The 13,416-nt window shown below is 29.3% G+C and carries 11 protein-coding genes and 8 tRNA genes; 18 read left to right on the top strand and 1 reads right to left on the bottom strand.

Going from position 1 to position 13,416, the window contains the following annotated elements:
• Window positions 1-13 precede the first annotated feature (13 nt).
• From obgE to T401_RS0101285, 10 genes are all read left to right on the top strand, one after another.
• Entirely contained in the window at window positions 14-1,279 is a 1,266-nt protein-coding gene (obgE, locus tag T401_RS0101330) for a GTPase ObgE (RefSeq protein WP_084274548.1), read from the top strand.
• A 77-nt stretch (window positions 1,280-1,356) separates the two neighbouring features.
• Window positions 1,357-1,433, top strand: a tRNA-Pro gene (locus T401_RS0101325).
• Between the two features lie 6 nt (window positions 1,434-1,439).
• Window positions 1,440-1,516 (top strand) — tRNA-Ala (locus T401_RS0101320).
• 4 nt (window positions 1,517-1,520) lie between these two features.
• A tRNA-Met gene (locus T401_RS0101315) sits at window positions 1,521-1,597 on the top strand.
• Between the two features lie 24 nt (window positions 1,598-1,621).
• Window positions 1,622-1,697, top strand: a tRNA-Ile gene (locus T401_RS0101310).
• Between the two features lie 2 nt (window positions 1,698-1,699).
• Window positions 1,700-1,790: transfer RNA gene (locus T401_RS0101305), tRNA-Ser, on the top strand.
• Window positions 1,791-1,793: 3 nt separating this feature from the next.
• Window positions 1,794-1,869: transfer RNA gene (locus tag T401_RS0101300), tRNA-Met, on the top strand.
• A 1-nt stretch (window position 1,870) separates the two neighbouring features.
• Window positions 1,871-1,947: transfer RNA gene (locus tag T401_RS0101295), tRNA-Asp, on the top strand.
• A 5-nt stretch (window positions 1,948-1,952) separates the two neighbouring features.
• A tRNA-Phe gene (locus T401_RS0101290) sits at window positions 1,953-2,028 on the top strand.
• A gap of 114 nt (window positions 2,029-2,142) precedes the next feature.
• Window positions 2,143-2,886: a PQ-loop domain-containing transporter gene (locus tag T401_RS0101285; protein WP_052169645.1), complete on the top strand. Its 744-nt coding sequence runs from the start codon at window positions 2,143-2,145 to the stop codon at window positions 2,884-2,886.
• 33 nt (window positions 2,887-2,919) lie between these two features.
• Here T401_RS0101285 and T401_RS0101280 read toward each other — a convergent pair whose 3' ends face one another.
• Window positions 2,920-3,270 (bottom strand): YigZ family protein, encoded by a 351-nt coding sequence (locus T401_RS0101280; RefSeq protein ID WP_084274541.1) that lies wholly within the window; start codon window positions 3,268-3,270, stop codon window positions 2,920-2,922.
• 36 nt (window positions 3,271-3,306) lie between these two features.
• Between T401_RS0101280 and T401_RS0101275 the strand changes: the two genes are divergently transcribed.
• From T401_RS0101275 to T401_RS0101240, 8 genes are all read left to right on the top strand, one after another.
• Entirely contained in the window at window positions 3,307-4,203 is an 897-nt protein-coding gene (locus T401_RS0101275) for an RluA family pseudouridine synthase (protein ID WP_033178693.1), read from the top strand.
• Window positions 4,204-4,243: 40 nt separating this feature from the next.
• The gene (locus T401_RS06640) at window positions 4,244-5,200 is read left to right on the top strand and encodes a hypothetical protein (protein ID WP_033178692.1); all 957 of its coding nucleotides are present in this window, start codon (window positions 4,244-4,246) and stop codon (window positions 5,198-5,200) included.
• 2 nt (window positions 5,201-5,202) lie between these two features.
• Window positions 5,203-6,345, top strand: a complete 1,143-nt coding sequence (locus T401_RS0101265) for a hypothetical protein (RefSeq protein ID WP_052169644.1) — start codon at window positions 5,203-5,205, stop codon at window positions 6,343-6,345.
• 150 nt (window positions 6,346-6,495) lie between these two features.
• Window positions 6,496-6,909 (top strand): 30S ribosomal protein S12, encoded by a 414-nt coding sequence (rpsL, locus tag T401_RS0101260; protein WP_033178691.1) that lies wholly within the window; start codon window positions 6,496-6,498, stop codon window positions 6,907-6,909.
• Between the two features lie 24 nt (window positions 6,910-6,933).
• Entirely contained in the window at window positions 6,934-7,404 is a 471-nt protein-coding gene (gene rpsG / locus T401_RS0101255; protein ID WP_033178690.1) for a 30S ribosomal protein S7, read from the top strand.
• Between the two features lie 18 nt (window positions 7,405-7,422).
• Window positions 7,423-9,531 carry an elongation factor G gene (fusA, locus tag T401_RS0101250; protein WP_033178689.1) on the top strand — a complete coding sequence of 703 codons (2,109 nt, stop codon included), beginning with the start codon at window positions 7,423-7,425 and terminating at the stop codon, window positions 9,529-9,531.
• Between the two features lie 213 nt (window positions 9,532-9,744).
• Window positions 9,745-12,468 carry a DUF885 family protein gene (locus T401_RS0101245; RefSeq protein ID WP_033178688.1) on the top strand — a complete coding sequence of 908 codons (2,724 nt, stop codon included), beginning with the start codon at window positions 9,745-9,747 and terminating at the stop codon, window positions 12,466-12,468.
• A gap of 81 nt (window positions 12,469-12,549) precedes the next feature.
• Window positions 12,550-13,413 carry an FAD synthase gene (locus T401_RS0101240; RefSeq protein ID WP_033178687.1) on the top strand — a complete coding sequence of 288 codons (864 nt, stop codon included), beginning with the start codon at window positions 12,550-12,552 and terminating at the stop codon, window positions 13,411-13,413.
• Window positions 13,414-13,416: the final 3 nt, after the last annotated feature.

Raw genomic sequence — 13,416 nt, 5'->3', positions numbered from 1 at the left:
AAAATTAAAAATTATGAAATTTATTGATGAAGTAAAGATTTTTGTGCAAGCCGGTAAAGGTGGCGATGGAATTATTAGTTTTAGAAGAGAAGCACACGTTGATAAAGGTGGACCGGATGGTGGTGATGGTGGCGATGGCGGAAGTATTTATTTCCAAGGAGATCCTGGTCAAAACACTTTATTACCATTTTATTATCAAAATAAAATTATTGCCAAAAACGGTGAAAACGGAAAAACCAAAAATGCCTATGGTGCAAATGCTGAGGATTTAATTATTAAAGTACCATTAGGAACAATGGTGTATTTTAATGATCAATTATTAGCTGATGTTGTTGATGAACAAAAATACTTAATTGCTAAAGGTGGAAAAGGTGGAAAAGGAAATCTAAAATTTAAATCATCAAGAAACACTGCTCCAAGAATTTGTGAAAATGGTCTGCCTGGTGAAAAAAGAGATTTACATCTAGTTTTAAAAGTTTTAGCAGATGTTGGTTTTGTTGGTAAACCTAGTGCAGGAAAAAGCACTATTCTTTCACAAATTAGTAATGCTAAGCCCAAAATTGCTGATTATGATTTTACAACTCTAGTTCCACAGTTGGGAATGGTTAAATATTATGATAAAACTTTTGTAGCAGCTGATTTACCTGGTTTAATTGAAAACGCTTCAGAAGGAAAAGGTTTAGGAATTCAATTTTTAAAACATATTGAAAGATGCAAAGTTATTGCTCACATCATCGATTTTGGAACATCTACTAAAAATCCAATTGAAGATTTTGAAATCATTAATAATGAATTGAAATCATATAATTTAAAATTAGAAAAATTACCTCAAGTGATTGTTGCTAATAAATCTGATTTAGATGCTTATGAAGATCATGTTAAAGCTTTTAAAAAGGCGTATCCCAAAATTAAATTAATTAAATATTCAGCTTTATTAGAAGAAAATTTAGATGCAATTAAAAAAGCTATTTGAACTCAATTAGAAAAAATTAAAACAAATCCACTTGTTGAAGAAAAACAAGACATTGTTACTATTACTTTCAAATCAGACCCAATTAAAATTCATAAATTAAATAATGATACTTGAGAAATAACTGGTGAAGATGTAATTAAGGTTTATGAAAGAATTCCGGTAATAACTTTAGACAATTTATGAAGATTGAATGCTAAATTAAAAGGGTTAGGGGTTTTTGATTTAATAAGAAATAGCGGAGTTGCAAACGGGGATACAATAAAAATTAAGGATTATGAATTTACTTGAAATGAAGAGGATTTTTAATCAAAAAAGATTTTTATTTTTTTCAAATAATTTAATTTTTTTTATTATAATATTAAGGCAATTGAATTTGTTGCTGTGGAGAAGTAGCTCAGCTTGGTAGAGCGCTTGGTTTGGGACCAAGTGGTCGCAGGTTCAAATCCTGTCTTCTTCACCATTTAATGGGGGGGTAGCTCACCTGGCTAGAGCGCCTGCCTTGCACGCAGGAGGTAGAGGGTTCGAGTCCCTTCCTCTCCACCATTATGGCACTGTAGCTCAGTTGGTTAGAGCGTCCGGTTCATACCCGGAAGGTCAAGAGTTCGACTCTCTTCGGTGCTACCATATGTTTAGAGCCTAACGGGCTTCGGACCCATAGCTCAATGGTTAGAGCAACCGGCTCATAACCGGTCGGTTACAGGTTCGAGTCCTGTTGGGTCCACCAAGGGGCAATTACCCAAGTGGCTGAAGGGAGCAGTCTTGAAAACTGCCAGGGGCTTCACGGCCCGCGGGGGTTCAAATCCCTCATTGCCCGCCATATAGCGGAGTAGAGCAGTCGGCAGCTCGTTGGGCTCATAACCCAAAGGTCATTGGTTCGAATCCAATCTCCGCAACCACGGTCCAGTGGTAAAGTGGTTTAATACGCTTCCCTGTCACGGAAGAGATCGCGGGTTCAATTCCCGTCTGGACCGCCATTATTGGCTCTGTAGCTCAGTTGGTAGAGCAACGGACTGAAGCTCCGTGTGTCGCTGGTTCGATTCCTGCCGGAGCCACCATTTCAGAAATGACTAACACCTTTTGGTGTTTTTTTATTTTATTTTTTAAATCATTACTTTTTTTAAAGTAAAAAACAACTTTTTAGGTTGTAATTTTGTATAATATACAACATTATGGAAATAGCAATTCAAGTATTTGGAATACTCGGCGCGATTTGCACAATCGGATTAGGTTTACCACAACTAATTCACCAATTAAAAGTTAAAAAAACTGGTGATGTTAACTTCGTTTCTTTTTGAGTATTCTATTTAGGATTATTAGTTTGAATTATTTTTGGAACATTTCAATCAGGCGATATTACTGCTAAACCTTATATATTTGTAGCAAACTTTGTATGTATTATGTTTTATTCAGCTACCGTTTATTTTGTTTATTATTATCATCCAAAAGTTCAAACTAAGACCAAAAAACTTATATTAATCCCAATATTATTAGTCATTTTTTCTTCTTTAATATTATTTGTAGTCTTTGTTTTAAGAGCAACTAATGTAATATTAAAAGCTGATTTTGGCGAAACTGGAACAAAAATCTTTGGTTTTATTGCCCCTTCTTTTACCACATTGGCTTTCTTACCACAAATTATTCAAAACTTCAAAAACAATGATTTCAGTGGAGTAACCCCATACATGCCATTGTTATATTTATTTAACAATGCTAATTGAATTTTAAACTTTAGTTTATTAATTGCTTCATCACATGATAGTGCATCAATTGGTGGATTAACTTGACAAATTATTTCAAGTATAATTTTTGGAATTCAATTCTTTGCCACAATTATTTGATTAAATAAACAAAAGAAACAACAAAAAATTGTTGAAAATGAATTAAATCAAGCAAACAAACAATTACAAGAATAAAAAAAATGAGAGGCTTTTAAATTGCCCTCATTTTTATACTTCATTTAATACTAATTTAGCAGTATGCAAATATGCTCTTAATAGATTTGATTTTCCTAATTCTATACCACCAAAATATCTAACAATAAAAATTGCTTTATTTTGAATATTTTTGTTTTCTAGCAATTTAAATAAAGGGATTCCAGCTACTCCTTTTGGTTCTTTATCATCAGAATACCCACCAGAAATAACGTTATCTTGATGAAGCAAATAAGCATAAACTATATGCTTTGCTTTAGGATGTTGTTTTTTTAGGTGTTCATATAAGCTTTTGATATCTTCTTTTTTATTGATATCAAATAAAAAACTGATGAATTTGGATTTTTTAATTTCATAAATTGCCATATTCATATTATATATAAATTTGTTATAATTAACTTTATGTTAAAAATAGAAGTTAGATATAGTGAAAGAATTGACAAATACATTGCTAATAATTCAGAAATCTCAAGAAATGATATTCAAGAATTAATTAAACAAGGAGCTGTTTTTGTAAATGGGATTAAAATCAATAAAAATAAATTTGTTGTCAAAGAAAATGATGAAATCGAAGTCATAAAAGTTATTGAAAAACAAATAAAAGTTCAAGAACAAGCAATTGATTTAGATATTGTTTTTGAAAATGAAGATTATTTAATTATCAACAAACCATCAGGAATGGTAGTTCATCCGGCTCCTGGTCATAAAGAAAATACCTTGGTTAATGCTTTAATGTATCATTTTAAAAACAATTTAAGTAATGTAAACGGTTTATTACGTTTAGGCATTTTACACCGGATTGATAAAGATACTAGTGGTCTTTTAATTGTTGCTAAAAACAACAAAACTCATAATTATTTTGCTAACTTATTAAAGACTCATGAAATCAAAAGAACATATTATGCCATTGTAGATGGCATTATTGAAAATAAAATAATGCATTTGGATTTACCAATTGGAAGAGATCCTAAAAATCGCCAAAAATACACTGTAACAGATAAAAATGCTAAAAACGCCTTTACAACTATTGAAGTTGTTAAATATTTAAAAATTCAAAATCAAGACAAAACTCTTATTAAATGTTATTTAAAAACTGGAAGAACCCATCAAATTAGAGTGCATTTAAAATATATTAATCACCCAGTTTATGGAGATCCTATTTACAATAAAAAAGTTGATGAATTTAATCAACGATTACATGCTAAAGAATTAGATTTTATTGATAATAATAATAAAAACCAACATTTTGAAATCGATTTGCCAAAAGAAATGCTGAATGAGATTTCAAATTCTAATTAATTTTTTAAATTAATTTATAATTTTTTAAAAGGAGGTTGAAATGAATCCAGAATTAAATTCAAATACAAGCCCGGCATATACTTCATGTGAAGAAATGTTTGAAGCTAACAATAAAAAACATTATTTAAAATGATCAATTATCTTTATAGTTTTATTAGCGGTATCAATTTTATTATATCTTTCTTCATTAATTACTTTTGTTGTACAATTAGAAGTTATTAAAACAACTATTTTTCAAGAAGCTGTGAAAAATAATAATTTTAACCAAGCTCAATTTGATGCAAATTGAAAATCATTTATATTAAAAACTGCAAGTATCTTTTCAATTATTGTATTAGCTTATTTGACTATGTTTATTTGATTTATAGTTGACATAATCAAAATTCAAAAAGCTAAAAATTATGCTAAATCATCAAGATTTATGGCATTCTTTATGAATATTTTATTTTTCATTCCAGTTTTAATGTCATTTTTCAACTTATTATGAAATCCAATTACTTTTTTTGAAAGTTTTAAATGGACCCACAATATCTTAAACATTTTAGGCACATTAGTTTTTGTTGTTGGTTATTTAGTGGGGTTTGTTTTATTCAAAAGAATTGTTGCTCAATTCAGAAGATTAGAATATGAACTTGCAATGAATAAATCTGGTATTAATGATATCTTTAACACCTTTTTTGGTGGCGGACAAATGAATAATAATTCAGAAACTAATACTTCAGCTGAACCTAAGTCTGAAGATGAACCAGTTGTAATGGCAGCTAATCAAGAAGATTTAAAAAATAGTGACGAAATTAATTATGTGGAAAAATTAAAAGTTTTAAGTGATGAAAAATTAGTAGAAATGGCAAAAAGATTAAATATTTATGGAGCAGAAGATTTAAAAAGAGAAGAACTAATTAGTAAAATTGCTGCATCTTTTGCTAAAACTGAAGAAGCAAACGTTATTTCAAAACAAAATGAAAAAGCAGATCAAAATCAAGAGGATAAAGAATAGTCATGGATAGTTCTTTAATTCAATTAACAGCAGAAACTAATGCTAATAATTCAGATAAAACTTTAAATCAAACTTCGATTTCTATTGTCTTTATCATTTTATTTGTACTAACTTTATTTTTAGTAACCAAATTTTTAATAAATTTTAAAAGAAGTGTTATTAAAACTAAAGAAGTTTTAGCAAATGAATTAGTTATTCCGTATGTACAAGGATTTAATCTTAAAAGTGGATCATTTTATAATCTTTTATTAACATTATTATTAAATGTTGCTCAAATCATTGCCTTACCTATTGTTTTAATTAAAAATCTAAAAAACCCCAATAATGTCAATGGAATTAATAACCCCTATGCTATTGGCTTTTTAGCAGTTTTAATAGCTAATGTAATACTTTTATTGGCTTTTGGTATATCTCTTTTGATTATTTATTTAAAAGAGTTTAAGGATGCTCAATACAAACATTCAACCAAAGAAGTTGAACAAGAATTGCATTCAATTAAACAAACTTTAAACCAAAATTATGCAAATGTAGTTGATATGATTAAAATTGATATTAAGAAAAATGAACAAGACAACAAATTAGGCACAAGAGTTATTGCTAAATTTGTTTATGAATACAATAAATTATTAAATCAGCCAATTGTTAATCAATATAAAACTTATTTAGATCAAATTTTTAAAATTAATTTATTTGAAGAAACTTTAGAATCAATTGAAAGACAACAGGCCCAAGAACAAATTAAATTAGAACAAGAAGAATTTATTAGGCAAAAACAACAAGAAAACCAAGAACGTGAATTAAGCAATCTTGAAAAAGAGATCAGATGAATGGAAAAAGCTGATAATAAAGCATTAATTATTAAAGAGACCAACCAATTAGAAAAAAATATGTCTCAAAAAGAATTAAATAAACGTTATGAAGAATATTTAGAAACAATTCGTGTACAAGACCCAATTTATGCAAATGTACAAAAAAATTCATGATTAACTTATCGAGATGTTGATATTGAGGATTTATTTTATAATCCTAATAGTGCAATTAATTACACATTCGATAACGGTGTTACTTCTTTAGAATTACAATTAAAAGACTTTTTAAAAATTTATAAAGAAAAATTAATCCAAAAATTCTATTCAAATAAATAAAATTAGGCGTTTTTAGACGCTTATTTTTTATTTGTCACAAAAAAATTAAAAAAAATATAGAACACCGGATAAGTTGTAGTATAATAATCAAGTATTTTTAATAAGCAAAAATACCAAACATTTTAATAAATTTTTAAGAAAGGAATTATTATGCCTACAATTAGTCAACTAATTACTAAAGGTCGTAAAGATAAAACAACAAAATCTAAAGCTCCTGCTTTAGGGATGATGTATAACTCTTTAAAGAAAAAAGAAAATAAAATTCCTAGTCCATTCAAACGTGGTGTATGTACTAGGGTTGCTACAATGACACCTAAAAAACCTAACTCAGCTATTCGTAAATATGCTCGTGTTAGATTATCAAATGGTCAAGAAGTAACAGCTTATATTCCAGGAGAAGGTCACAACTTACAAGAACACTCAGTAGTATTAATCCGTGGCGGTAAAGTAAAAGACTTACCAGGGGTTAGATATACTATTGTTAGAGGTACACAAGATGCAGCTGGTGTTTCAAATAGAAAACAAGGACGTTCTGTTTACGGAACCAAAAAACCTAAAGCTTAATTAAAGAATTAGAAAGGAAATATTATGTCAAGAAAACAAAAAACACCTGTTAGAGATGTATTAGCAGATCCAGTTTTTAATTCAAAAATTATTACTAAATTAATTAATGGAATTATGCTTGATGGTAAAAAATCAGTTGCTGAAAGTATCCTATACAATGCTTTTGAAATTATTAAGACCAAAACCGGAAAAGAAGCAATTGACGTTTTTAATGTAGCGTTAGAAAACATTAGTCCTCAATTAGAAGTAAGATCAAGAAGAGTTGGTGGTTCAAACTACCAAGTTCCTTGTGAAGTTAGTGCTAGAAGAAAACAAACTTTAGCTCTAAGATGACTTATTCAATATGCAAGATTAAGAAATGAAAAAACCATGGAAGAAAAATTAGCAAATGAAATTATTGATGCTTCAAATAAAGTTGGTGGAGCAATCAAGAAACGTGAAGATACTCACAAAATGGCAGAATCAAACAAAGCATTTGCTCATTTTAGATGATAATACAGGTTGGTTGAGATTATGTCTAGAGAATATAAAATTGAAGATTACCGTAATATCGGGATAATGGCGCATATTGATGCTGGTAAAACCACAACCACAGAAAGAGTTTTATTCCACACTGGAAAAATCCACAAAATTGGTGAAACTCATGATGGTGCTAGCCAAATGGACTGAATGGTTCAAGAACAAGAAAGAGGAATCACTATTACTTCAGCTGCTACAACAGCTTATTGAAAAGGTAAAAGATTAAATATTATTGACACCCCAGGACACGTTGACTTTACTATTGAAGTTGAACGTTCATTAAGAGTTTTAGACGGTGCTGTAGCTGTTTTAGATGCTCAAAGTGGTGTTGAACCCCAAACAGAAACTGTTTGAAGACAAGCTTCAAATTATCATGTTCCAAGAATTGTTTATGTAAATAAAATGGACAAAGCTGGGGCTAATTTTAAAGCTTCATGTGAATCTTTAAAGAAATTATTGGGAGCTAATGCTCATGCAATCCAATTAAATATTGGATCTGAATCAAATTTCAATGGAATCATTGATTTGGTTGAAATGAAAGCTTATCAATATGATGGAAACCCAGAAGAAAATGCAAAAGAAATTGAAATTCCTGCCGATTTAAAAGAAGAAGCAATTTTAATGCGTTTATCATTAGCTGAATCATTAGCAGATTATGATGAAGAAATTATGAACTTAATGTTAGAAGAAAAAGAAGTTTCAGCTACTATTTTAAAAGCTGCTATTAGAAAAGCTACCTTAACTTCTACATTCTTCCCAGTTGTTTGTGGAACATCATTTAAGAACAAAGGGGTTAAATTAATGTTGGATGCTGTTGTAGATTATCTACCTAGCCCAGTTGATATCCCTCCAATGAAAGCATATAAAGGTTCTAATGAAGAAGAAAAAGAAGAAATCGGAATTCCTGCAAGTGATGATGAATTCTTCTCAGCTTTAGCTTTCAAAGTTATGAACGACCAATATGTTGGTAACTTAACATTCTTTAGAGTTTATTCTGGAATTTTAAATAAAGGTTCATATGTAATGAACTCTACTAAAAACCAAAAAGAAAGAGTTGGACGTATTTTATTAATGCACGCTAACTCAAGAGTTGATATTGATGAAGTAAGAGCTGGAGATATTGCTGCTGCAGTTGGTTTAAAAGCAACTACCACTGGAGATACTTTGATTGATGAAAAACACAAAGATATTACTTTAGAAAATATGAACTTCCCAGAACCAGTTATTTCTCAAGCTGTTGAACCAGCTACAAAAGATGCTTCAGAAAAACTATCTCTAGCATTACAAAGATTATCAGCAGAAGACCCTACTTTTAAATACTATACTGATGAAGAAACAGGTCAAACCATTATTGCTGGTATGGGTGAATTACATTTGGATATCATTGTTGATAGACTAAAAAGAGAATTCAATGTTCAAGTTAATGTTGGAGCACCTCAAGTTTCATACCGTGAAACTATTACTAAATCAGCTGAAGTTGAAGGTATTCACAAGAAACAATCTGGTGGAAAAGGTCAATACGGACACGTATGAATTAAATACGAACCAAACCCAGATGGTGGATTTGAATTCATCGATAAAATTGTTGGTGGAAAAATCCCTAAAGAATACATCAAATCAATCGAAAAAGGATTGAGAGAAAAAATGGATATTGGTATTCTTGCTGGATATCCAATGATTGACGTTAAAGCCACTTTATTTGATGGTTCATACCATGAAGTCGATAGTTCTGAATTAGCTTATAAAATTGCTGCTTCTAAATCTCTAACCAAAGGTAGAGAAATGCTTGGAACTGTTTTACTAGAACCAATTATGGATGTCGCTGTTGTAACTCCTGAAGATTTCTTTGGTGATGTTATGGGTGATATTTCTAGAAGAAGAGGACAAGTTAGAGATAACGAAACAAGAAATGATGGAGCACATGTTATTAAAGCATACATTCCTTTAAGTGAAATGTTTGGTTATGCAACAGAACTAAGATCAATGACTACAGGTAGAGGAACTTACCAAATGTGATTCGATCATTATGAAAAACTACCTCGTAATTTAGCTGATGATATTATTAAAGCACGTGGTGGAAAAGTTATCATTGATGAAGATTAAAAAAAGACCGGATAATTCCGGTTTTTTCTTATTAATTTATAAAAACAAAAAAAAATAACTTAGAAGTATAAAAAAAATTCAAAAATCATATTTTTCTTTTTTTTTTTTTTTGAAAAAATAGAAAAACTTAAAATGTATTATGCTTATAAATTCTTTATAAGCAAACGACATCAAAATAAATTTACATTTTCAAAACATAAAAAGAGGTTTTCTATGACCAAAAAATCAAAAATTATTTTAGGGATTTTAGGGGCAATAACACCACTTTTATCAGTGCCTGTGATTGCTTCTGCATGTGATAAAAATAAACCAAAACCAGAACCAAAACCAGATCCAAAACCAGATCCAAAACCAGAACCAAAACCAGATCCTAACAAAGAGTTAGAAAAAAATAAAATTGAAGAATTAAGAATTGAAATTGCTTCAAAAGCTTCAGAATTGAAAACTAAAGAAAGTCAATTAGAAGAATTAAAGAAATCATCTGATGCTGATTCAAAAGCAACAGAAATTTCTAATTTAGAAGCAAGCATTCAAACCTTAAGTGATGAATTATTTGAAAAACGTGAAACAATAGCTAAGGGCGGTGAAGGAACAGATAGAGATAAATCTATCACTGCTGCTTACATTATTTCCTTAAATTCAAAATTTGAAGAAGAATTAAATAAAGAATCAATCGATCAATATAACCCTGCTCCAACTAAGGAAGAAGAAGCTAAAATTGTTAAAGCAATTGATAAATACATTGGGAAAATTGATTTAATCAATTCAGCTAACCTTACTGAAGATTCATTGGCATGAGCCAAAGGATTAAAATACAATTGAGAAATTGATAAAGGAAATCGTACAAAAGGTTCACGTTACTTACTATCATCATTCAATTGAGGTCCATCAAATGCTTATGCTGGAAATTCATTTTATGGAACAATAAGTGGTAGAAGTAACTGAAAAGCTAACAGATGAAATCAATGATTAAGTACTTTAAAAGAAGCTGTTACTTTGCATTTAGTTCCTTCTAAAGTATGACTAAAAGCAAACATTAATTTAATAATGAAGAGAGTTTATAATAAACAATTACAAGATTTCTTAAATGGAGAAGAAACTGAAAAAACCTTAGTAGCTCTAATTGATTCAGCTCCAAATAATACTGAAGATTTAAAGGCAAAAAATGCTTTCTTTAAATACTATGTAACTGAATATTATAATGCTTCAACCTATGGTCTAGGTGAAAACTTAACAGAACTAAAAGTATTTAAACAAAATACTCTTGATGAAAAAGAACAAACCATTGAAGTTCTAAAAAATGGTAGATATGAAAAGGTTTATGGTTTAGGATTTACTGAAAAAGACTTAAATCAAAACCAAGTCGGTATTGGTTATATGCCAGGAACTGAAGGACAATTAACAGGAAAAGATGTATATAATCAATATCTAAAAATGGTTACAACTTCAGAACTAACTCCTGATGAAGTTTACCAAAAGGGTTATTCTTCAGCCAAAGGCGCAGCTGAAAATATGAAGAAAATCGCTACAGAAGTATCTAAATTAATTAAAGGCGAATCAGGTGAATGAGCACCAACTATTAAATATGATGCTGATGGTCCAGGTCCAGATGAAGTTCAAGATTTAAAAGTTACAATTCGTTCAAGTGATGGAACAATCAATTTAGGTGAATTTAATAAATGATTAAATTCTGAAGAATTCTTCTTTGGTAGAGAAGATAAATCATTCTATACTAATGAATTAAAAGAATCATTATTAAATGATCAAACTCCAGGTATGGTTGCAGCTAGAGCTAGTCTAACTAAATTGGGATATGATCCTTTAAAAGGTGATGAAACTAAATATAACGGAATTACAAATGATCAATTCTATTATGGAGCTTTAGAATCATTTAAATGATATAACCAATTTAAAGCTACAACTCAAGCATATGGAGCAAAATTCTTTGGAAAAACAGTTCCAGATTATGGAATTGATACATATGAATATGCAAATAGAACTAATGAAGGGGTAGGAGCTTATAATGGAAGTGTTAAGAATTTCTTCTTTAATGCTGACCCTTATTACTCATTGCCAAAATGATCAGTTACATCATTTGCTAACCATGAATCAATGATGGGACACCACAACCAAATTAAATATGCTGAATTATATTTAGCAAAAATTGATGGACAAAACTTAGGTTCAGTATTTGATTATACTTCATATGTTGAAGGATGAGCATTATTCATGGAATGATTTGGAATTGAAAATGGATTCTATGGAACTCCTGATTATGAAAGCACTGATTATTATGCAATGCCAAAAGACTTTAGTTTATCAAAAGGTATTACTAGCTTCTTTACTTCAACAAATGATGCAGATATTACACCTGAAATGATTAAACAAATTAAAGAGCTACATGGTGGAGTTTACTGAAAACAAGTTTCATCAGTAAATGAAATTAGTGATGAAAAAGAACATGCTAAAAAAGCTGTTAAATTAGCAAACATGCTTCAATACTTTGGAGCATTAAATGAAGCTCAATTAAGAAATATGCGTTTAGCATTAGACACTAGCTACCATGGAATTGGTGTTCAAGGAAAATCAGATTTGCCTGCTGGTGCTTCAATTAAACAAGTAAGAGAATTTATGAAAGCAAATTCAGCTTTAGGTATTGGTGATATAAACTCAGAATCAAGAAGATATCTATCATTACCAGGACAAGCAACTGCTTACAACTCAGGTAAAGAAGTTATGTTAGACCTATACAAGAAAGTTCAAAACAAATTAGGTTTCAATAGAAAACAATTTATTGAAGCTACAACAACTGAAAATGGTAAACCTATTGAACATGGTGAAATCAAGAAATTCTTTGATATTCTATTAAGAAACAGTGCTTTACCAATGGATACTTTAAAATCAGTTGTTTACAAGGTGTACAACATTACTGAATAACCAAAACAAGAATAGGAAAGTTTCCTATTCTTTCTTTTTTATTTTTTATTTGTTAAATTATTTTAATAGTAAAATTAGTTTATGAAACTTTTGAACTTTAACACTGAATTGATAGAAAGTAGTGAAAAGCCAGTTATTTTATGTCTTGGTTCTTTTGAAACCTTGCATATTGGGCATTTAGAATTAATTAAACAAGCAAATAGTTTAAAAATTCAACACCCCGATGCAGTTTTGGCTTTTTCTTTATTTAAAGAACCACATATTAAAGGAATTATTAAAGAAGATAAGGCTTTTCAATTAAAACCACGTCTATATACTTTGGCAAATTATGGTTTTGAACAAGTTTATATAATTGATTTTAACGAAAAATTTAGAAATATAAGTGCTAAAGAATTTATTGAAATTTTAAAGAAAATGAATGTTCAATATGTTGTTTGTGGTATTGATTATGCTTTTGGATTTAATAAAACTGGTAATCTTGGTTTATTAAAAAAACACTTTAATGTTGCTTTAGCTTCTGAACGAAAAATTAATGGTAAAAAAATTTCTTCATCTTTAATAAGGGAATTTATTAATGAAGGTAATATTGAAGCCCTTAACACATTGTTGATTGAAAAATATAGTTTTATTACTAATATTGAACATTTTTATTTTGAATATCCTCAAAAATTAATTAGATTAAGAAGCGGAATTTATTTTGTTAATGTTGTTATTAAGAATATTGAATACCATGGACTTTGTTTAATTAATAAAGATGCAAATAAAGCAACTCCCAAATTGCATAAAGTTATTTTATTAGATATTGATATGGTTCCTAACAAATATGAAGAAGCATATTTTGAATTTTTAAAGCCATTGCGTTATATTGATAATAATAATGAAAATGAAATCTTTGAAGATGATGTAGAAAACTGCAAAATGTTTTTTCAAAAAAAGCCTAATTAGGCT

The organism is Mycoplasma anseris ATCC 49234, assembly GCF_000702805.1.
Classification (GTDB): Bacteria; Bacillota_I; Bacilli_A; order Mycoplasmatales; family Metamycoplasmataceae; genus Metamycoplasma; species Metamycoplasma anseris.
The sequence above is the reverse complement of the archived record's forward strand: the minus strand, read 5'-3'. Positions and strand labels throughout refer to the sequence as shown.